The following is a 19,941-nucleotide window of genomic DNA, read 5'->3' on the forward strand; positions in this document are numbered from 1 at the left end:
GATTTAGCCGTCCAGATGTTTACACTTCCATAATGTGAGGGTACTGTATATTCCTCAAGCGCAAATTGCTCATGGCGAAGTGAAGGACATTCATGATCGAGATTAAACACCTGAAAACGCTCCAGGCGTTGCGGAACTGCGGTTCTCTTGCGGCGGCGGCGGCCACGCTGCATCAGACCCAGTCCGCCCTTTCCCACCAGTTCAGCGATCTGGAACAGCGCCTTGGCTTTCGTCTGTTTGTGCGTAAGAGCCAGCCGCTACGCTTTACGCCGCAGGGGGAAATCCTGCTGCAGCTGGCTAATCAGGTGTTGCCGCAGATCGCCAGCGCGTTGCAGGCCTGCCATGAGCCGCAGCAGACCAGACTGCGCATCGCCATTGAGTGTCACAGCTGTATCCAGTGGCTGACCCCCGCGCTTGAGAACTTCCGCCAGCGGTGGCCGCAGGTGGAGATGGACTTTAAATCCGGCGTGACCTTTGATCCGCAGCCGTCGCTCCAGCAGGGCGAGCTGGATCTGGTCATGACTTCGGATATTCTGCCGCGCAGTGGCCTGCACTATTCGCCTATGTTTGATTTTGAAGTGCGTCTGGTGCTGGCCCCGGATCACCCGCTGGCCTCCAGAGCGCGCATTACGCCGGAAGATCTGGCGACCGAAACGCTGCTGATCTACCCGGTACAGCGCAGTCGTCTGGATATCTGGCGCCATTTCCTGCAGCCGGCTGGTATCAGCCCGCAGCTGAAAAGCGTGGATAACACCCTGCTGCTGATTCAGATGGTGGCGGCCAGAATGGGCATTGCGGCGCTGCCGCACTGGGTGGTGGAGAGCTTTGAACGCCAGGGTCTGGTGGTGACCAAAACCCTGGGCGAGGGATTGTGGAGCCGGTTGTACGCCGCCGTGCGCGATGGCGAGCAGCGACAACCGGTTACCGAGGCCTTTATTCGCTCAGCGCGGAACCACGCTTGCGATCATCTGCCATTTGTCCGGAGCGCGGAGCGACCCAACGGCGATGCACCCACAGTGAAGCCAGGATCACCGTCCCCCCAATAATGAAACTTGGCCAGTGCGGCTGTTCCTGCCAGATGGCGAGGTTCACCAGCAGGCCCGCAGGGACGTGGACGTTGTTCATGATCCCGAGCGTCCCGGCGTCCACCTGCGTGGCGCCATAGTTCCACATGAAGTAGCCCAGTCCGGATGCCACCACGCCCAGCCACACCAGCACGCTCCACTGCAGCGTGGTGGTCGGCAGCTTCTGCGGGTTCCCCAGCATAAACCACGCCGCGACCGCCACGATCGCCGCCCCCATATAGAACCAGGCAAAGGCGTTATGCTGCGGCATCGGGCGGGTTTCCATCAGACGCTTGTAGCCCACCATGCCGATGGCAAAGCTGATGTTGGCGAGCTGGACGAACATCAGCCCGGTCCAGAAGTGGTCGCTCACTTTATCGTAGCGAATGATCGCCGCCCCCACTACCGCCAGCGCCGCGCTCAGCAGATAGCCCCAGCGCAGGCGACGCTTGCTGAGCAGATCGTAAATCAGAGTGATATAGAGCGGGGTGAGGACGGTGAACAGCAGGAATTCCGACACCGTCAGATAGACGTAAGCCCGGAAGCTGAACAGGTACATGATGCCGAGCTGCATCGCCCCCACCAGCATGTACAGCAGAATGGTTTTCAGCGTTTGCCCGCGCGTACGCAGGAAGGGCAGGAACACCAGCGCCGCCAGCCCCACACGCATCAGTACCGAGAAGTAGCTGTCGACATGTCCGGCAAGGTATTCACCGATCAGGCTGAAAGAGAAGGCCCACAGGATAGTGGTGATAATGAGTAGCGCCACAATGCTTGTCTCTTGAAAAGATGGACAGGCATTGTAGCGAACTCTTTGGTTGACAACTGAACGTTAAATAACCATGTGAAGATTATTCAAGAAACAGCTTACGCAGATATTTTGGCACTGCGTTGTCAGCGTTGGTGCCGATCACTTCCAGCTCCGGATGCAGATCTTTCAGGCGCTGGTGAGCGTTTTCCATAATGCAGCCCTTACCCGCCATCGACAGCATTTCGGCGTCGTTCATACCGTCGCCAAAGGCGATGCAGTCCCGCAGGTCAAAGCCCAGACGTTTCGCCACCGCTTCCAGGGCATGCCCTTTGGAGACACCGCCCGCCATCACTTCGAGACAGGTCAGCGTGGAGAAACTGACGTTAACCCGATCCCCCCAGCGCGCGTTAATCGCCTGCTCCAGCGGGAGCAGCGCTTCGTGGCTGTCGGAAGTGAAGAACACTTTGCTGATGCCTTCCGGCTCCAGCAGGCCCGGCTCATACAGGGAATAGTTAAAGACCGCCTCTTTGAAGAAACGCATCTCGTCCGGACGGTGACGGTTCATAAACCACTCATCATCGCGATAGACGTTAGTGATGATGTCGGGGCTGTTATGCATGATACCGAACAGATCGGTGGCAATGTCGCGATCGAGGTTATGTGTGAAGATCAGATTCCCGTCCAGATCGTGCACGCGGGCACCGTTGGAGGTGATCATGTAGGATTTGATCTCCAGATTATCGCGGATCTGGCCCACATCGACGTGGTGGCGGCCGGTCGCGAAGACAAAGTTCACGCCACGGGCGGTCAGGAGTTTTAAGGTCTCTTTCGCGTAAGGCGATAAAGTGTGGTCGGGAGAGAGCAGCGTGCCATCTAAATCAGACGCGACAACCTGGTACATAGAAAAATTTAACCTCTGGTGAATATCAGTTATGCCTGCCGAAAAAGTCGACGATGGCGTGGAGTGCGACTGAGCGCATGGCGTCCTTTTCGAAAAGGATCTCATGGTACGCGCCGTTTATGACCAGCGGTTTACCCCCTTCACAAGGGTGTCCGGCTGCGGCTCGCAGTTCACAAAAGCGGTCGTGCATACGGTTATCCACCACCCGCTCCTCTTCAGCCTGAAGGATGAGCGCGGGCGTGTCGTCCTGGCCGGCACCCGCCAGCACCTGTTCTCCTGCCAGGATTCCTTCGCGAACCCAGTGCCAGGTGGGGCCGCCAACGCGCAAGCGCGGTTCATCGGCATAGAAACGCAGGTTACGGCGATAACGCTGCTGGCTGTGGGTTAAGACGTTGATGGCAAAAGGCAAAGCCCGCCAGCGCCCTGTTCCGATGGCGTAGCTTTCACGAATGCGCTGATGGCCCTCAGCCCAGTCGAGAAGATGGCGCACCATCCAGTCCGGAAAACGTATCACAATGCCATACATCGGCGCGGTAAGCGCAATGGCATCGCACTGGTGATCGTAGCGCTGCAAAAAGAGCGTAGAAATGGCGCCGCCCATGGAGTGCGCAAGAATATAGCGCTTGCGCCACGGACCGGGCTGCACTTCCTGTTGCCAGAATGCGGCCAGATCGTCGACGTAATCACTGAAGTTATCCACGTGGCCACGATGGGTATCCGGCAACATCCGACCGGAAAGTCCCTGCCCGCGATGGTCGATAATTAACACATCAAAACCCAGATGGAACAGGTCGTATGCCAGCTCGGCATATTTGATGTAACTTTCGATACGCCCGGGGCAAACGACAATCACCCGGTCATTTTTTTCGTCACGGAAACGAACGAAGCGAACCGGGATATCCCCGACGCCCGTAAACTCATCTTCCTCGCGCTGTCGCCAGAAATCGGTCAACGGCCCCATGGAGAAAGCAGCATATGCCTTTTCTCGTGTTTCCCAGTCCTTATTCTGCTGAAACATCGGGATTACGCCCCTGTAAGCCAAGGAATATCGTTTTTTTGTGACAGGTCGCAAAATGACTCAACATTAGCGTATTGTGGCATAAAAATAGACGATTCGGGAGCTTCAAATGTCCTTCGAGTGGTGGTTCGCCTACCTGCTGACATCCATTATCCTCAGCCTTTCACCGGGTTCCGGGGCGATCAATACCATGACCACTGCCATGAATCACGGCTATCGCGGCGCAGCGGCGTCGATTGCCGGGTTGCAGACCGGGCTCGGTATCCACATTGTGCTGGTGGGCGTGGGGCTCGGCACGCTGTTCTCCCGTTCGGTGCTCGCCTTCGAAGTGCTGAAGTGGGCCGGGGCTGCCTATCTTATCTGGCTGGGGATCCAGCAGTGGCGCGCTGCCGGCGCCCTCGATTTGAATACCCTCGCCCAGACGCAAAGCCGGGGCAAGCTGTTTAAACGGGCAGTGTTTGTGAACCTGACCAACCCGAAAAGCATCGTCTTTCTTGCCGCCCTGTTTCCGCAGTTTATCGTCCCGCACCAGCCGCAGATCGCGCAGTACGTGGTGCTTGGCGTGACGACCATCGTGGTGGATATCATTGTGATGATTGGCTATGCGACGCTGGCGACGCGGATTGCCGTATGGATTAAAGGGCCTCGCCAGATGAAGGCCCTGAATAAGGTATTTGGTTCGCTGTTTATGCTGGTGGGCGCGCTGCTGGCGTCAGCAAGACACGCTTAACGCGACAGGATCAGGTGAATACCGAAGCCGGCGAACAGCGCGCCGGCTACGCCGTCAATCCACTTCGCCAGACGCTGATAACCGCGACGCATCGACGGCAGCGCAAACAGGCTTGCCACCACGGTGAACCAGGCGAAGGTCTCCAGCACGATCAGCAGGAAAATGCCCCAGCGCGCACCGGCGCCAACGTCTTCACCCACGAACAGTGAAAATACCGACCCGAAGTAGATAATCGCTTTTGGATTCGCGAGGTTAGTGAGCAGCCCTTTCACGAAGCTGCGCCCGCCAGCCGCCAGCTCCATCTTTGGCTCAGGCGCGTCGTTATCCTCTTTCCTGAATGCCCCACGCAGCATCTGGTAACCCATCCAGCACAGATACAGACCGCCGCCGACCATAATGATGTTATGCAGCCAGGCCATCTTAGCGAGGATCAGGTTCAGGCCCAGCAGCGCCAGGGCAGCCCAGACCATGACACCAAGGGTAATACCCAGCACGCCCATCATCGCCTCTTTGCGCGAACGGCTCACTGCCGTTTGTGAAACGAAGAAAAAGTCGGGGCCAGGGCTCATCAGCGCCACGATATGCACCAGCGCTACGGTCAGAAACAGGGTTAACATAATTAACTCGCGGGAGAATAGTTCAGGGAGCAATCATCCTGGCACTTTTTTGCCGGGCTGACTACTCCTCATCATCTCCATCCGCGTGGGAGCGAATAAGCGCCATAAACTCTTTACCAAAGCGCTCCAGTTTGCGTGTTCCAACGCCGTTGACGCTCAGCATTTCGCTGGCGCTAAGGGGCATCTGCTCGGCCATCTCAATCAGCGTGGCATCGTTGAACACCACATAAGGTGGGATGTTCTCTTCGTCGGCGATCGCTTTGCGCAGCTTACGCAGCTTGGCGAATAGCTTACGGTCATAGTTGCCACCGTAAGACTTCTGCATCACCCGTGGTTTCAGCGCCACCACGCGCGGTACGGCGAGCTGCAATTCGACCTCACCGCGCAGCACCGGGCGGGCGGCTTCGGTGAGCTGCAGCGCCGAGTGCTGGGCAATATTCTGGGTAGCAAAACCGAGATGGATAAGCTGGCGGATCACGCTGACCCAGTGCTCGTGGCTCTGATCGCGGCCAATGCCGTAGACCGGCAGCTTGTCATGCCCCATCTCGCGGATACGCTGATTGTTGGCCCCGCGCAGTACTTCGACCACGTAGCCCATCCCGAAGCGCTGATTAACGCGACCAATGGTGGAGAGCGCCTTACGCGCGTCCATCAGGCCGTCATACTGCTTCGGCGGATCGAGGCAGATATCGCAGTTGCCGCACGACTCCTGTCGCCCTTCGCCGAAGTAGTTCAGCAGCACCAGACGGCGGCAGGTTTGCGCTTCGGCAAACGCGCCCATCGCGTTGAGCTTGTGGCGTTCGATATCCTGCAGCGCCCCCTGGGGCTTTTCTTCCAGGCAGCGACGCAGCCAGGCCATATCCGCCGGATCGTAAAACAGCATCGCCTCGGCGGGGAGGCCGTCACGTCCGGCACGGCCGGTCTCCTGGTAGTAGGATTCGATATTGCGCGGGATGTCGAAATGCACCACAAAGCGCACGTTCGGCTTGTTGATACCCATCCCAAAGGCAACGGTCGCCACCACGATCTGCAGGTCGTCGCGCTGGAATTTCTCCTGCACGTCGGCGCGAATGTGGTTTTCCAGCCCCGCATGATAGGCAGCGGCGCTGAACCCGCGGCTTTGCAGACGGGCGGCGGTGTCTTCGACCTTCGCCCGGCTGTTGCAGTAGATGATGCCGGACTTACCGCGCTGCTCCTGCACGTAGCGTAAGAGCTGATCGAGCGGCTTGAACTTCTCCATCAGCATGTAGCGGATGTTCGGGCGGTCGAAGCTGCTGACCTGAATCAGCGGATCGTTGAGCCCCAGCAGACGCACGATATCCTGCCGGGTGGTATCGTCGGCGGTGGCGGTGAGGGCCATAAACGGCAGTTCGGGGAAACGCTGTCGTAGCTGACCGAGCGCGGCATATTCCGGGCGGAAATCATGCCCCCACTGGGAAATACAGTGCGCTTCGTCCACCGCCAGCAGTACCGGGTTCCAGTGAGCCAGATGCTCGAGGAAGTTATCCAGCATCAGGCGTTCCGGGGCGATATACAGCAGCCGAACCTGCCCGGTACGGCACCCGGCCATCACCTCCTGCTGCTGCTCGCGGGTCTGGGTGGAGTTCAGACAGGCCGCCGCCACACCGTTTGCCAGCAGCTGGTCGACCTGGTCCTTCATCAGCGAGATAAGCGGTGAAACCACCACCGTCAGGCCGTCAAGCACCAGCGCCGGAACCTGATAGCACAGCGATTTGCCGCCACCGGTCGGCATGACCACCAGACAGTCACGGCCCTTGAGGGCGGTGTTAATGATGGTTTCCTGGCCCGGGCGGAACTGGTGATAGCCAAAGGTTTCATGCAAAACCTGTTTAGCCAGCGACTCCTGATTAACGACTTCCGCCTGCACCACATCAACCCCATTTGCCCGAAATAAAAACAGGCGCTATTTTCAGCGCCTGCGAGAGAAACTTCAACGTTTAAGACAAAAACATTCGAGGAGACTAGAAAAGATCGTTCAGCATCACGCCCACACCCACGCGGGTCTGGTTGAAGTTATAGTCGATCAGGGATTCGCCATAGCCGCTGTAGACCTGGGTATAGAGACGAACATGTTTGGTCAGCGGGTAGCTGACGCCCATCTCTGCGCCGCCATAGCCGGTGTTCCAGTTGTACTGCCCCTTCACGCTTAACACCGCCTCGCCCAGCTGATACCCCACCCGCAGCTGATAGTAGCCCATGTATTTGGTGATATCCGGGTTATCGTCAGTGTTACCCACTACGTACCAGGGCTTCACCTCGACCATCCAGTTACCGTTCTGCGCCATCAGGCGGGTATAGAGACGGTTCCAGCTGCGTGAGGTAGGGTCGGAGCGACCGTTGGATTGATGGTTATAGCCAAACTCCACGTCCCGCAGCGTCCAGCCCGCCAGCGAATAATCGGTGGCAAAGCCGAGGAACAGCTGGGGCTCATAGTTGGTCTCACGAAACGGCGAGGATTCATCGCTGTTGGATAACTGCCACCAGGATCTCTGCGTATAGGAGCCACCCAGAATTGAATTCGGCCCCAGAATGCCGCGCCACAGCGGGAAGGCGAGGCTCAGCTGGAATTTCACCTCGTCTTTCTGCGAATCGTCGGCCCAGTCATAGGTCTTGATCGCCTCTTTGTTGAGGTCGCTGGTGGCGGTGTAGATCAGGTAATTGCTGTCATAAGGATAGAGCGTGAAGGGATTATCGTGCTCCTCCAGCAGGTTCGCGATGATGCTGCCCCGCACGGCAGGCACCTCCTGCGTTGTCCCTTCCTGTGCAAATGCCGTAAAGGGCAGCGCAACCGCCGCCGTTAGCCCGGCCAGATATGTCCGCATCGGTGATGCTCTCCTGCAAAAGCGTTTTAATGAAGAATTATTTGGATCCCTTTTAACACATTTAATTATTAGTCGCTTCACCTGCACTCCGAATCTGGCAATTCACATTGCCGGGGCATAAAATCAACATTCTTTTAACAATAAGGATGTGACGTGCTATGTCTGCCACGCTTACTGCCGAAGAAGCGCTGAAGCTTGTCGGCGAGATTTTCGTCTACCACATGCCGTTCAACCGCGCGCTGGGGCTGGAACTGGAGCGCTACGAGAAAGATTTCGCCCAGCTTAGTTTTAACAACCAGCCGATGATGGTCGGCAACTGGGCGCAAAGCATTCTCCATGGCGGAGTGATCGCTTCTGCCCTCGACGTGGCCGCTGGCCTGGTCTGCGTCGGCAGCACCCTGACCCGCCACGACACCATCAATGAAGATGAGCTGCGCCAGCGCCTGTCGCGGATGGGCACTATCGACCTGCGCGTTGACTATCTGCGCCCTGGCCGCGGAAATCGCTTTACCGCCAGCAGCAGCCTGCTGCGCGCGGGTAACAAAGTCGCCGTCGCCCGCGTGGAGCTGCATAACGAAGAGCAGGTCTATATCGCCAGCGCAACTGCCACTTATATGGTGGGTTGAGAAGGTAAAATCGGGTAAAATTGCGTTACTTTTTTGTAACGGATTTTCCTGATGGATGCTAAACAGACGCGGCAGGGGGTTTTACTCGCGCTTGCCGCTTATTTTATTTGGGGTATCGCGCCCGCGTACTTCAAGCTGATTCACTACGTCCCCGCCGACGAAATTCTTACCCACCGCGTGATCTGGTCGTTTTTCTTTATGGTGGCGCTGATGAGCGTGAGCCGTCAGTGGTCAGGGGTTAAAACGCTCCTGAAAACGCCGAAAAAGATTCTCTTACTGGCGCTGTCCGCCGTGCTGATTGGTGGCAACTGGCTGCTGTTCATCTGGGCGGTAAACAACCAGCATATGCTGGAGGCGAGCCTCGGCTACTTCATTAACCCGCTGGTGAATATCGTGCTGGGGATGCTGTTCCTCGGCGAGCGCTTTCGCCGGATGCAGTGGCTGGCGGTGATCCTCGCCCTCTGCGGCGTGCTGGTGCAGCTGTGGACCTTCGGCTCGCTGCCGATCATCGCCCTGGGGCTGGCGTTCAGCTTTGCCTTCTATGGCCTGGTGCGTAAGAAAATCGCCGTGGAAGCCCAAACCGGGATGCTGTTTGAAACCCTGTGGCTGCTGCCGGTGGCGGCGATTTACCTGTTCGGCATCGCCGACAGCAGCACCAGCCATATGGGCAGTAACCCGTGGACGCTGAACGTGATGCTGATGGCGGCCGGTGTGGTCACCACCATCCCGCTGCTCTGCTTTACCGGGGCGGCGACGCGTTTGCGCCTGTCAACGCTGGGCTTCTTCCAGTACATCGGCCCGACGCTGATGTTCCTGCTGGCGGTGCTGTTCTACGGCGAAGTGCCGGGAGCGGACAAGATGGTGACGTTTGGGTTTATCTGGGTCGCGCTGGCGGTGTTTGTTGCGGATGCGATCTATACCCAGCGCAGGACGCGCAAAGGGCTTTGATTTTTGCCGGATGCGCTTCGCTTATCCGGCCTACGGGGTCGTGCCTTTGTAGGCCCGGTAAGCGTTAGCGCCACCGGGCAAAACCGTCACAGCCAGTTACGGCGCTTAAAGTAGAGATACGGCGCCAGTCCCGCGAGCACCATAAAGACGATCGCCCCAGGGTAGCCAAAACTCCATTTAAGCTCTGGCATAAACTCAAAGTTCATCCCGTAGCTGGATGCCACAAGCGTAGGCGGCAGGAACACCACCGAGACCACCGAGAAGATCTTGATGATGCGGTTCTGCTCGATGTTGATAAAGCCCATCGCCGCCTGCATCAGGAAGTTTACCTTCTGGAACAGGGATTCGTTGTGCGGCAGCAGGGATTCGATATCGCGCAGGATCTCACGCGCCTGCTCCAGCTGACCACCCGGCAGACGCGCCTTGCGCACCAGGAAGTTCAGCGCGCGCTGGGTATCCATCAGGCACAGTCGCACTTTCCAGCCGATATCTTCCAGCTCCGCCAGCGTTGACAGCGCTTCGTCGTACTCATCGCCCTGGTGCCCTTCCATGATCACCCGGCTCAGCTCTTCCAGATCGCTGTAGATGTTTTCAATCTCATCCGCCAGCTGTTCGATTTTGGTTTCAAACAGGTCAAGCAGCAGCTCGTAGGCGTTACCGTCCACCATCGCCTGGTTACGGGCGCGCATACGGTAGAGACGGAACGCAGGCAGCTCACGCTCGCGCAGGGTAAACAGGCGGCCATCGCGGATGGTGAATGCAACGGTAGAGTTACCGGCGTGATCCTCGGCATCTTCAAAGAAGAAGAAGGAGTGGATGTGCAGGCCGTCTTCGTCTTCAAAGAAACGGGCGGATGCTTCGATGTCTTCCAGTTCCGGGCGGGTTGCCAGGCTTTGTCCGAGCTCAGATTGTACGCGCAGGCGTTCGTCGTCATCCGGCTCGACCAGATCCACCCATACGGCATCAATGAGGGGTTGTGACTCTTCAGCTTCAAGCCGAATCAGTCGGTTTTTTTCCAGTTGAAATGCGCTCAGCATGACCGGGACTCCCAATGCAAAAAATATCGGACAGTTCGGTGGGCACACAGAAACAATTTGGGTTTCAGACCATTAAACAGCCTGACTCAGCGCGACGGGAATAATTGTCGCTGACAACCACTAAGGCCATCAGCGTGAGGAGATAGCCTTAGGAGTTGTTCCTGAATGACAGGGAATTGAGCCAGTATCTACTGGGTGTGTCCAAGGCGAATGTCCTCTTAGCGTAATCGTGCGCGCATGTTACGCCAGCAGTAACGGCGGCGTCAACTCGCAACGGAACGCTGAAGAACATTAAATGCCCTTCAACGTATAAGCATGGCAGCTTATTAAAAAATAGTGATATTTTTCGGAAAGTTACACTGCTTCCAGCCTGGCGTAAGCCGCGACCAGCCATTTGATCCCCTGGCCCTGGAACGCCACCTGCAGGCGGCTGTGCTCGCCGCTGCCTTCCAGATTCACAATGGTGCCTTCGCCAAATTTGGCATGACGAACGCGCTGGCCGAGCTTAAAGCCGCTGTCGCTTTCCGAGACCGGCGTGCCCAGACGCTGATGGCTCACCGGGCGGCTGATGCTGGCGCGCAGACGCACCTCCTCCACGCACTCTTCCGGCAGCTCGCCGACAAAGCGCGACGGACGGTGATACACCTCTTTGCCGTACAGACGGCGGGTTTCGGCGTAGGTCAGGGTCAACTTTTGCATCGCGCGGGTCACGCCCACGTAGGCCAGACGGCGCTCCTCTTCCAGACGCCCGCCTTCATCCAGCGACATCTGGCTCGGGAACATCCCCTCTTCCATCCCGACGATAAACACCTGCGGGAACTCCAGCCCTTTGGCGGAGTGCAGGGTCATCAGCTGAACCGCATCCTGCCAGGTATCGGCCTGCCCTTCTCCCGCTTCCAGCGCGGCATGGGACAGGAACGCCTGCAGCGGCATCAGGTCTTCGTCTTCTTCGTTGTAGCTAAACTGGCGCGTCGCTGTGACCAGCTCCTCTAAGTTCTCGATACGCGTCTGGCCCTTCTCGCCTTTTTCCTGCTCATACATCATGCGCAGACCGGAGTCTTTAATCACCCGGTCGGTCTGCACGTGCAGCGGCATGTCGGCAGTTTCCTGGGCCAGCGCTTCGATAAGCTCCAGGAAGCGCTGTAGGGCGCTGGCGGCACGCCCGGCGAGGGCTTTCTCCTGCAGCAGCTCGCGACACGCCTGCCATAGCGTTAGCTGGCGGTCGCGGGAGGTCTGACGCACCACGTCGAGGGTGCGATCGCCGATGCCACGGGTGGGCGTGTTGACGACGCGCTCAAACGCCGCGTCGTCGTTACGGTTGGCAATCAGACGCAGATAGGAGAGCGCGTCTTTAATTTCCTGGCGTTCGAAGAAGCGCATCCCGCCATAAATACGGTATGGCATGCTGGCCTGCAACAGCGCCTCTTCCAGCACGCGCGACTGGGCGTTGCTGCGGTAGAGAATGGCGCACTGCTCCAGCGCGCCGCCGTTGTCCTGCCAGGTTTTGATCCGGTTAACCACGAAGCGGGCTTCGTCCAGTTCATTAAAGGCACAGTAGAGAGAGATCGGCTCGCCGTCGATGCCCTCGGTCCACAGTTTTTTACCCAGACGCCCGTTGTTGTTTTCAATCAGGGCGTTGGCCGCACTCAGAATGTTGTTGGTGGAGCGGTAGTTCTGCTCCAGGCGAATGGTTTCCGCGCCGGGGAAGTCCTTGAGGAAGCGCTGGATGTTCTCCACCTGCGCGCCGCGCCAGCCGTAGATCGACTGGTCGTCGTCGCCGACGATCATCACCTTGCTGGAGTCCCCCGCCAGCAGGCGGATCCAGGCGTACTGAATGTTGTTGGTATCCTGGAATTCGTCGACCAGGATATTGGTAAAGCGTTCGCGATAGTGCTGCAGAATATGCGGCTTGTTCAGCCACAGCTCGTGGGCGCGCAGCAGCAGCTCGGCGAAATCCACCAGCCCTGCGCGATCGCAGGCTTCCTGATAGGCCTGATATACCTTCTGCCAGGTCTGCTCAATCGGGTTGCCAAAGCTCTGGATGTGATGCGGACGCAGCCCTTCATCTTTCTGGCTGTTGATGTACCACATCGCCTGACGCGGCGGCCACTGCTTCTCGTCGAGGTTCATCGCCTTAATCAGGCGCTTCAGCAGACGGAGCTGGTCTTCGCTATCGAGGATCTGGAAATCCTGCGGCAGGTTGGCGTCCATATGGTGCGCACGCAGCAGGCGGTGCGCCAGGCCGTGGAACGTGCCGACCCACATGCCGCCCTGGCTGGTGCCCATCAGCTGGGCGATACGGTGGCGCATCTCTGCTGCCGCCTTGTTGGTGAACGTCACCGCCATAATGGAATACGGCGAGCAGTTTTCCACGCTCTGCAGCCAGGCGATACGGTGAACCAGCACGCGTGTCTTACCACTGCCCGCCCCTGCCAGCACCAGCATATTGGTGCGCGTCGCGGCAACCGCGTCACGCTGTTTGTCATTAAGGCTGTCGAGCAGGTAAGAAACGTCCATTGGGCACCGCCGCAAATAAGGTTTCCGGCGACCAAAGGCCGCCGGAGACACTGGGAATTTATACAGAACTGCTGGTGATTATATCAGCGTGGTGAGGGATGCCAACCGCGAAATTTCCACGTGCGGCAGCAGACGGCTGTCCAGCGTGGTCATCAGATCGGCATTTTCCGGTTTGATCCAGCAGGCCTGCATTCCGCAGCGGATCGCCCCTGCGACGTCGGTCGTCAGGTCATCCCCTACGTGAAGAATGTGCCCCAGCGGCAGGCCGAGCTTCTCCGCCGCCAGATGGTACATATCGTTGAACGGCTTGGAGCGCCCGTGCGGGCCTGCGCGCAGCACAAACTCGAAATAGCCCCCAAGACCGAACAGCTCCGGCTGGGCGTTGCCGTTAGTAATGGCCACCAGCGGCCACTTTTTGGCAAGCGCTGCCAGCGTGTCGTGCGTCTCCGGGGGGACGTCGATGCGGCTGCGCCAAGTCGCGAAGTGCGCCATCGAGGCCTCGGCGCCAAGCGCAGCTTCGGCAGCGGTCAGGCCTGCGTTAAGCATAGCCAGCTCCACGGCACGACGACGCCATTCGGTCACGTCGTGATAGATTTCCGGCTCGGTCTGGCGTAACGCCTGGCGCAGGCGGTGGAACTCTTTGTTTTCCAGCGTTTTTAAGGCCGGGTGGTAATTCTGTACAAACGCCAGCGCTTCCTGCTCGGTACGCAGGATCACCTCGCGGTTGTCGTAAAGGGTGTCATCAAGGTCGAATGTCAGGGCAGAGATTTGGCCTAATGGACGATAAAAACGCATTATTTCCCCCGTTTGGCGCGTGGATGCGCCGCGTCGTACACCGAGGCAAGGTGTTGAAAATCAAGGTGGGTGTAAATTTGGGTGGTGGACAGATTGGCGTGCCCCAGCAGCTCCTGGACACCACGCAAGTCACCGCTGGACTCCAGCATGTGCGTGGCGAACGAATGGCGCAGCTTATGCGGATGAACATGGCTGTTCAGCCCCTGCTTGATCCCCCACTCGGCAAACCGTTTTTGCACGTTACGCGCCGAGATGCGCTTGCCCAGCTTCGAGAGGAAAAGCGCCTCGTCCTCGGTGCCAAACAGGCCGCGCAAATCGAGCCAGTGCTCAATCCACGCCACGGCGTTGCGGCCAATGGGCAGGCGGCGCTCTTTGCTGCCTTTGCCCATCACCCACACCTCGCCGGTGTCCAGATCGAGGTGTTTGATATCGAGGTTCACCAGCTCGGACAGACGCAGACCGGCACCGTACATCACCTCCAGCATGGCGCGGTCGCGCACCGCCAGCGGATCGTTAAGATCGATATCCAGCAGGCGGTTAACGTCATCAACGTCGATATTTTTGGGCAAATGGCGCGGCGCTTTCGGCGCGGCGATACCTTTCGCCGGGTTGGCGTTGAGTTCGCCCTGGCTGACCAGCCAGTCAAAGAAGCTGCGCAGTGCCGAGAGCCGGAGCGCAAGGCTGGCCGGGCCAAGACCTTTACGGCGGCTGCGCACGGCAAAGGTCCGCACCGTGGCGGCATCACATTGTTGCCAGCTCGTCAGGCCGATCTCGCCGGCTAACTGCATGATGGCATCAAGCTGACGCTGATAGTTCAACAGGGTAATCGGGCTGAGCTGGCGCTCAACGCCCAGATAGCGCAGAAAACGCGTGACGGCCGTCGACAGCGAAGCGTCCGTCATACGCGCTCAATCCAGCGCTCCAGCAGCTCGGGCAGCATCTGCGCGATCTCCTGCAGCAACTGCGTGCCTTGTCCCTGCTGATAATGATGCGGATCGCGACTGGTAAACAGCATTACGCCAAGCTCGCCGTCGCGTCCCATCAGGGACATGGCGACCGACCCGATAGCTTTGGCCTCCGGCAGCACCAGCAGCAGCTCAGGGCCATTCAGCTGCCCAAGGTAGTGATTTTCTTGCCCCATACGCTGAATGCGCAGCGGCTCAAACGCCTGACGCGACAAGGCCAGATGGGTAAAACCGGAGGGCGCGCCAATGCGCCAGCGATCCGGGAACAGGCGCAAGGTTGCCCCTGCCAGCCCCAGCTCGCGCGCCCAGCGATGCAGGCGGAGAAGAAATTCGTCGAGGCTGCTGGCCGAGGCCAGCCGGGATTGCAGGTGCAGCAGGCGATAAAACAGACCTTCATTACTGGTGGCCTGCTCCATCAGCAGGGAGATGTTCTCTTCAAGATGGTTGATATGGTTGCGCGCGCGCGCCATATGCCACTCAACCAGCGAGACTGTCCCGCGAACCGGGTGCGGGACGCGCATCTCTTCCACGACACGTGCATTGCGAATGAAAAAGTCAGGATGGCGCAGCAGATAATCAACAACCGCCCGGTCGTCCATCTCCGTCAGCGTCTCCTGCAGTTCTTCTCCTGGTTGTTTCATAGATGGATAAACCCGTCGTAAACTTGTGTCGCCGGACCGGTCATATACAGCGGCTGGCCCGGGCCTTTCCATGCGATATCAAGACGCCCGCCTGGCAAATCCACGCGAACCTCCTGCGCCAGTAAACCCTGCGTAATTCCCACCGCGACGGCGGCACAGGCGCCGCTGCCACAGGCCTGCGTCTCGCCTGCACCACGTTCAAAAACGCGCAGGCGGATGTGTTCGCGAGTAAGAACCTGCATAAATCCAATATTAGCGCGCTCCGGGAAACGTTCGTGGCTTTCGAGCACCGGTCCGAGCGTCTCGACGGGGGCAGTCGCCACGTCATCAACCTGAATCACGCAGTGCGGATTTCCCATGGAGACCACGCCGCACAAGACTGTCTGTTCCGCCGCGCGCATGATATAGGTCTTTTCCGCTTTGTTGGCGCGAAACGGCACCTGGGACGGCTCGAAGTTCGGCTCGCCCATATTGACCCGCACCAGTTCGTCGTCGGTCACGCTCAGTACCATCCGCCCGTTGGCGGTGCTGACGCGAATATCACGCTTGTTGGTGAGCCCTTTCAGACGGACAAAACGGGCAAAGCAGCGCGCACCGTTGCCGCACTGGGCCACTTCGCTGCCGTCGGCATTGAATATCCGGTAGTGGAAATCGAGATCCGGATCGTAAGGCGGCTCAACCACCAGCAGCTGATCGAAGCCTACGCCAAGGTGCCGATCGGCCAGACGGCGGATCAGCTCCGGCGAAAAGAAGACATTCTGCGTTACCGCGTCGACGACCATAAAGTCATTGCCAAGGCCATGCATCTTAGAGAACTGCATTATTTACTCCATTGCGCGGATCGGAGCGCTTGTCAGTAATTCACCTGGCTTGGACCATTGTTATCGCCACGATCGTTACGACCCGGCATGGTGGACTCAACAGGGCTTTCCGCTTTTTTAGTTGGCGGAGGCGCGGTTTTATCGGCTGGCGGGAAATAGAGCGGCCCTTTCAGACCACAACCGGTCAGGCTAAACAGCGTGAGGAGAACGGCAAGCGTTCGAAAAACGTTTTTCATTATTGGTTGCCTGTAAGTTCGTGCTTTATGTGTTCTATCATCGCAGGAGAAGGCGCAAAAGCAAGAGTTTGCCGCTAACCTGCAACCGGAATTATTTAGCGTTATACTGCCGCCATCACGAAAAACAGGAACAGAACCATGAATGACAGTGAATTCCATCGCCTTGCCGACAACCTGTGGCAAACCATCGAAGAACGCCTTGATGACTGGGATGGCGACAGCGATATCGATTGTGAAATCAACGGTGGTGTGCTGACCATCAGCTTCGAAAACGGCAGCAAAATCATTATCAACCGCCAGGAACCGCTTCACCAGGTCTGGCTAGCCACCAAACAGGGCGGCTACCATTTCGACCTGAAGGGCGACGAGTGGGTTTGCGATCGTAGCGGTGAGACGTTCTGGAATCTGCTGGAACAGGCTGCGACCGCACAGGCGGGTGAAGAGGTAAGATTCAGCTAAGGCTGTTTTGCCGGATGGCGCTCCGCTTATCCGCCCTACGGGTTCGAGCTATTGTTGGCCCGGTAAGCGTAGCGCCACCGGGCAAAATTCGTCAGGAGAAATACTGCTGCAACAGCGGAGTGCTGGCGTCCTGGCGGTCAGGCACCACCGGCGTAATCGCCTGGGTGCGGAACGGGATCACCTGCGCACGGCCATCTACTTTCACAATCTGATAGAACTGCGGCAGGTTGAAGTTGATAAAGCTTGAGCCGTAGGTGAAACGGTCGTGTGAAGAGGAGTAGAAGCGGCTGACGTCGCGCACCAGCTCCTCTTTGCTGCCTTCACAGTGGTGATACACTTCGGCGCGGTTGGTTTCATCGAGGATGTAGATGTTGAACCCGGCTTCATCCCCCGTCTCTTCAAAGAAGAACTGAATAATCCCTTCGCTGGCAAAGCCGTCCACCACCTGCGGCAGTTTGACGTGGTTGGTCTCAACCTGTACCGACAGACCGTGCAGTTTGTTATGTGAAATGGCGCCGTAGAACTCAATGGCGTTTTCCAGCTTTTGCACCGAGACGTTCAGACGTTCAAAGAACAGGCCCCAGGTCTGGCCGGAGACGCGCAGCGCTTTGAAGCGCCCGGTTTCCTGGCGGGTGCTGGAGAGGCGCAGATCGATGCATTCAGAGACCAGCTGCTGCACGCGGGTACGGATCAGGCCGCGCAGATGCTGGCTATAGCAGAAGACCTCTACGCTGTCCGGCGGGGCGGCATCCTGATGCATCTTGCCGAGGATCGTTTTCAGCGCTTCGATCATCGCCTGCTCGCCGTTGAAGTGCAGAGTACGCACTTCGTTCCACGAGTTGCGGTACAGCAGATCGACGCTGCCCACCAGGCAGTTTTGCTGCTCGCCAAAGCTGAACACATCCAGCTTACGGAAATCGAAATGGACCACCTGATTGCGGAAGGCCGCCGTCGGGTCATATTCCAGGTTGACGATAATCGCCAGATGGCGAATTTCGCACGGACTGTAGAGCGCTTTTGGCGTCGGGGCAGGCAGACGCAGCGGGAAGTGGTGCGACACATCGGCAACCATTTCCTGCAGCTTGGCTAAATCGACAATCTCGTTACCTTTGATAAACAGGCGCGTGCGGGACGTCAGCAGGCCGTTAAACCAGGCCCAGGCCACCAGCTTGTTCAGGTAACGGTTATATTCCAGCGGCTGATGGCTGATGATCGAATCCATGCTTGGCGCACGGTTGTAGAGATACCAGCCGGTACGGTTCGCACGACCCGGAGGAACATAGATAAAGGTCAGGTTTGGTTCAGACAGGTCAGGCGAAATTTGTGGGTTCACCAGCGTCACTTTACCCGGCAGCGCTTCAAACGCGGCGTACAGCTTACGGGTCAGCACCCCGATATCCTGCGGGCTGGCGGAAACGCTGAGGTTGTTACGACGGGCAAAGCGAATCAGGTTACGGTAGCTCTGCATCATCGCATCGAGCAGCTCGTTGTGTGCCTCACGCACCTGATCGATCTTCCAGTTGGCGCGGTTATCGAGCATCGACAGACGCTCTTCATCCCATCCCCACTCTTTGACTAACTGACTGACCACTTCACGACGCCAGCCGACGCAGGCGCGTTCACGGCTGAGCTTCTCGCACACTTTAAGATAGAAACATCGACGAACCAGGTCCAGACGGGTGGGATCGTCGATGGCTTTCAGGTATTCGGTGACGCGCTCGAGCATCATGCAGTAGGCATCAAGACCGAAAGAGACGATCTCGCCGTCGTGCAGACGCTGTTTAATGTCTTTCGCCAGCAGGCGCGGCGTCGGGTATTCCCAGGAATAGGCCTCGAGCAGCAGGGTCTTCAGCACGGCTTTATACGGGGAATCGATACTTTTATACAGTTGCCACAGGCTGGCACCGAAATACTCTTCCGCAGACAGCGAGCTTAAGCCGCCCAGATCCAGCCATTCGTTTGGCGTCAGGACACCCTGGGCATAGAGCTTCATGACGTAGTCGTCGTAGTGCTCTTCTTCATCGCACGGCACCATACTCCACAGGATACGCTTCCCGGCCAGGCGCACGGCGGTACGGTAGAACTCATCCAGCAACAGGATGTGCTGAGTCGAGCCGCAGTCTTCACCACCCAGACTGCCGCTTTCATTGTGGCGGAAACGGTTTTCATCGATCAGGAAGAAGCTCACTTCCACGCCGAGCGATGCCGCCCAGCTCTCAAGCAGGCTGCATTTACGCTGCAGCAGCTGGCGCTCGTCGTTATCGAGCCAGGATTGATGGCAAACCCAGATATCGAGATCCGATGAACAGCTTTGCCCCACCGAAGAGGTGCTGCCCATGGTGTAGACACCGGTGATCGGCAGTTCGCCTTTCGGGGACTCCTGCGCCGGCATGCCACGATAGAGTTCCAGCTCTTTGAGATAGTGCTGTTGGGTTTCATCAGGCGTGAAAAGGCAGATGCCTTTGGGAACGTTACCGTCAAGGTAACCCGGCATCAGCGGATGGTGATAGTGCAGCAATGTCGGCAGTAGACTGTAAACCTGTTGAAAAGCAGGTCCCATGGCAGCAAGCGCGCGATCGACGCGCAGTTGATTGATGGCATCCAGTCGCTGTTTCAGAGTCTCAATATAGAGGTACAAGACGTATCGCCTGATGTTCAGAAGGCTCTAATCGCCAGTCAGACTGAGGATTAGGCGTTCACAGTATTTCGAAAGTAGCCGTCGCCTTTTTTCGCCCTTATCTTTTTGGTCATGGAGACGAAAAAATGGTCTAAAACGTGATCAATTTAACACCTTGCCGATTGACCGTAAAGAAAGATGCGCTACATACAAGTGTAGCACCGTTCTGTACGTGTAAATTCCTGAATACGGCAGCAGGCAACTTCTATCGCAGCCTTGTCCTGTCCCCCTCAACGTCCGTAAAACTGACAGTCCTGAGACAACAATGTTAGGATGGTCAGCAGACGATTAAGAC

General features: G+C 57.8%; 20 protein-coding genes. 5 read left to right on the top strand and 15 right to left on the bottom strand.

From position 1 onward, the window contains the following. The first annotated feature begins 92 nt into the window (after positions 1-92). Positions 93-1,046 (top strand): HTH-type transcriptional regulator MetR, encoded by a 954-nt coding sequence (metR, locus tag NB069_RS21110; RefSeq protein WP_250586537.1) that lies wholly within the window; start codon positions 93-95, stop codon positions 1,044-1,046. On the opposite strand, the gene NB069_RS21115 is transcribed toward metR, so the two are convergent. From NB069_RS21115 to pldB, 3 genes are all read right to left on the bottom strand, one after another. Beyond that, the gene (locus NB069_RS21115) at positions 934-1,833 is read right to left on the bottom strand and encodes a carboxylate/amino acid/amine transporter (RefSeq protein ID WP_250586538.1); all 900 of its coding nucleotides are present in this window, start codon (positions 1,831-1,833) and stop codon (positions 934-936) included. The genes metR and NB069_RS21115 overlap by 113 nt on opposite strands. A gap of 82 nt (positions 1,834-1,915) precedes the next feature. Then, entirely contained in the window at positions 1,916-2,716 is an 801-nt protein-coding gene (gene yigL, locus NB069_RS21120) for a sugar/pyridoxal phosphate phosphatase YigL (protein ID WP_250586539.1), read from the bottom strand. 25 nt (positions 2,717-2,741) lie between these two features. Beyond that, positions 2,742-3,734, bottom strand: a complete 993-nt coding sequence (gene pldB / locus NB069_RS21125) for a lysophospholipase L2 (RefSeq protein WP_250586540.1) — start codon at positions 3,732-3,734, stop codon at positions 2,742-2,744. Positions 3,735-3,843: 109 nt separating this feature from the next. On the opposite strand from pldB, the gene rhtB reads away from it, so the two are divergent. After that, positions 3,844-4,464, top strand: a complete 621-nt coding sequence (rhtB, locus tag NB069_RS21130; RefSeq protein ID WP_250586541.1) for a homoserine/homoserine lactone efflux protein — start codon at positions 3,844-3,846, stop codon at positions 4,462-4,464. On the opposite strand, the gene rhtC is transcribed toward rhtB, so the two are convergent. From rhtC to pldA, 3 genes are all read right to left on the bottom strand, one after another. Then, positions 4,461-5,081: a threonine export protein RhtC gene (rhtC, locus tag NB069_RS21135; RefSeq protein ID WP_250586542.1), complete on the bottom strand. Its 621-nt coding sequence runs from the start codon at positions 5,079-5,081 to the stop codon at positions 4,461-4,463. The genes rhtB and rhtC overlap by 4 nt on opposite strands. A gap of 61 nt (positions 5,082-5,142) precedes the next feature. Next, a complete protein-coding gene (recQ, locus tag NB069_RS21140; RefSeq protein WP_250586543.1) occupies positions 5,143-6,972 on the bottom strand; it encodes an ATP-dependent DNA helicase RecQ in 1,830 nt (609 codons plus the stop codon). Positions 6,973-7,063: 91 nt separating this feature from the next. Continuing rightward, complete coding sequence (gene pldA, locus NB069_RS21145) at positions 7,064-7,924, bottom strand: phospholipase A (RefSeq protein ID WP_250586544.1); 861 nt, start codon at positions 7,922-7,924, stop codon at positions 7,064-7,066. A 158-nt stretch (positions 7,925-8,082) separates the two neighbouring features. Here pldA and yigI point away from each other — a divergent pair, with 158 nt between their 5' ends. Both yigI and rarD read left to right on the top strand, forming a co-directional pair. Then, entirely contained in the window at positions 8,083-8,550 is a 468-nt protein-coding gene (gene yigI, locus NB069_RS21150) for an acyl-CoA thioesterase YigI (protein WP_250586545.1), read from the top strand. 51 nt (positions 8,551-8,601) lie between these two features. Then, a complete protein-coding gene (gene rarD / locus NB069_RS21155) occupies positions 8,602-9,498 on the top strand; it encodes an EamA family transporter RarD (RefSeq protein WP_250586546.1) in 897 nt (298 codons plus the stop codon). An 86-nt stretch (positions 9,499-9,584) separates the two neighbouring features. On the opposite strand, the gene corA is transcribed toward rarD, so the two are convergent. The 8 genes from corA to lptM form a co-directional block, all read right to left on the bottom strand. Then, positions 9,585-10,535: a magnesium/cobalt transporter CorA gene (corA, locus tag NB069_RS21160; RefSeq protein ID WP_039031208.1), complete on the bottom strand. Its 951-nt coding sequence runs from the start codon at positions 10,533-10,535 to the stop codon at positions 9,585-9,587. Positions 10,536-10,683: 148 nt separating this feature from the next. After that, positions 10,684-10,929, bottom strand: a complete 246-nt coding sequence (gene ysgD / locus NB069_RS22575) for a YsgD/CorL family protein (RefSeq protein ID WP_350223399.1) — start codon at positions 10,927-10,929, stop codon at positions 10,684-10,686. Then, the gene (uvrD, locus tag NB069_RS21165) at positions 10,890-13,052 is read right to left on the bottom strand and encodes a DNA helicase II (RefSeq protein ID WP_250586547.1); all 2,163 of its coding nucleotides are present in this window, start codon (positions 13,050-13,052) and stop codon (positions 10,890-10,892) included. The genes ysgD and uvrD overlap by 40 nt, the downstream gene beginning before the upstream one ends. A gap of 78 nt (positions 13,053-13,130) precedes the next feature. Beyond that, complete coding sequence (gene yigB, locus NB069_RS21170; RefSeq protein WP_250586548.1) at positions 13,131-13,847, bottom strand: 5-amino-6-(5-phospho-D-ribitylamino)uracil phosphatase YigB; 717 nt, start codon at positions 13,845-13,847, stop codon at positions 13,131-13,133. Next, positions 13,847-14,749 (bottom strand): tyrosine recombinase XerC, encoded by a 903-nt coding sequence (xerC, locus tag NB069_RS21175; protein WP_250586549.1) that lies wholly within the window; start codon positions 14,747-14,749, stop codon positions 13,847-13,849. The genes yigB and xerC overlap by 1 nt, the downstream gene beginning before the upstream one ends. Beyond that, the gene (locus tag NB069_RS21180; RefSeq protein WP_250586550.1) at positions 14,746-15,453 is read right to left on the bottom strand and encodes a DUF484 domain-containing protein; all 708 of its coding nucleotides are present in this window, start codon (positions 15,451-15,453) and stop codon (positions 14,746-14,748) included. The genes xerC and NB069_RS21180 overlap by 4 nt, the downstream gene beginning before the upstream one ends. Then, positions 15,450-16,274 carry a diaminopimelate epimerase gene (gene dapF / locus NB069_RS21185; RefSeq protein ID WP_250586551.1) on the bottom strand — a complete coding sequence of 275 codons (825 nt, stop codon included), beginning with the start codon at positions 16,272-16,274 and terminating at the stop codon, positions 15,450-15,452. The genes NB069_RS21180 and dapF overlap by 4 nt, the downstream gene beginning before the upstream one ends. 32 nt (positions 16,275-16,306) lie before the next feature. Then, the gene (gene lptM / locus NB069_RS21190) at positions 16,307-16,510 is read right to left on the bottom strand and encodes an LPS translocon maturation chaperone LptM (protein ID WP_250586552.1); all 204 of its coding nucleotides are present in this window, start codon (positions 16,508-16,510) and stop codon (positions 16,307-16,309) included. 138 nt (positions 16,511-16,648) lie between these two features. On the opposite strand from lptM, the gene cyaY reads away from it, so the two are divergent. After that, positions 16,649-16,969, top strand: coding sequence for an iron donor protein CyaY (gene cyaY, locus NB069_RS21195; RefSeq protein ID WP_250586553.1), 321 nt, complete (start codon positions 16,649-16,651; stop codon positions 16,967-16,969). Between the two features lie 91 nt (positions 16,970-17,060). Here the strand turns inward: cyaY and cyaA are convergent, their stop codons facing one another. Next, positions 17,061-19,607 carry a class I adenylate cyclase gene (gene cyaA / locus NB069_RS21200; RefSeq protein ID WP_250586554.1) on the bottom strand — a complete coding sequence of 849 codons (2,547 nt, stop codon included), beginning with the start codon at positions 19,605-19,607 and terminating at the stop codon, positions 17,061-17,063. Positions 19,608-19,941: the final 334 nt, after the last annotated feature.

The sequence above is a fragment of the Leclercia adecarboxylata genome, assembly GCF_023639785.1.
GTDB classification, from domain to species: Bacteria; Pseudomonadota; Gammaproteobacteria; order Enterobacterales; family Enterobacteriaceae; genus Enterobacter; species Enterobacter adecarboxylatus_D.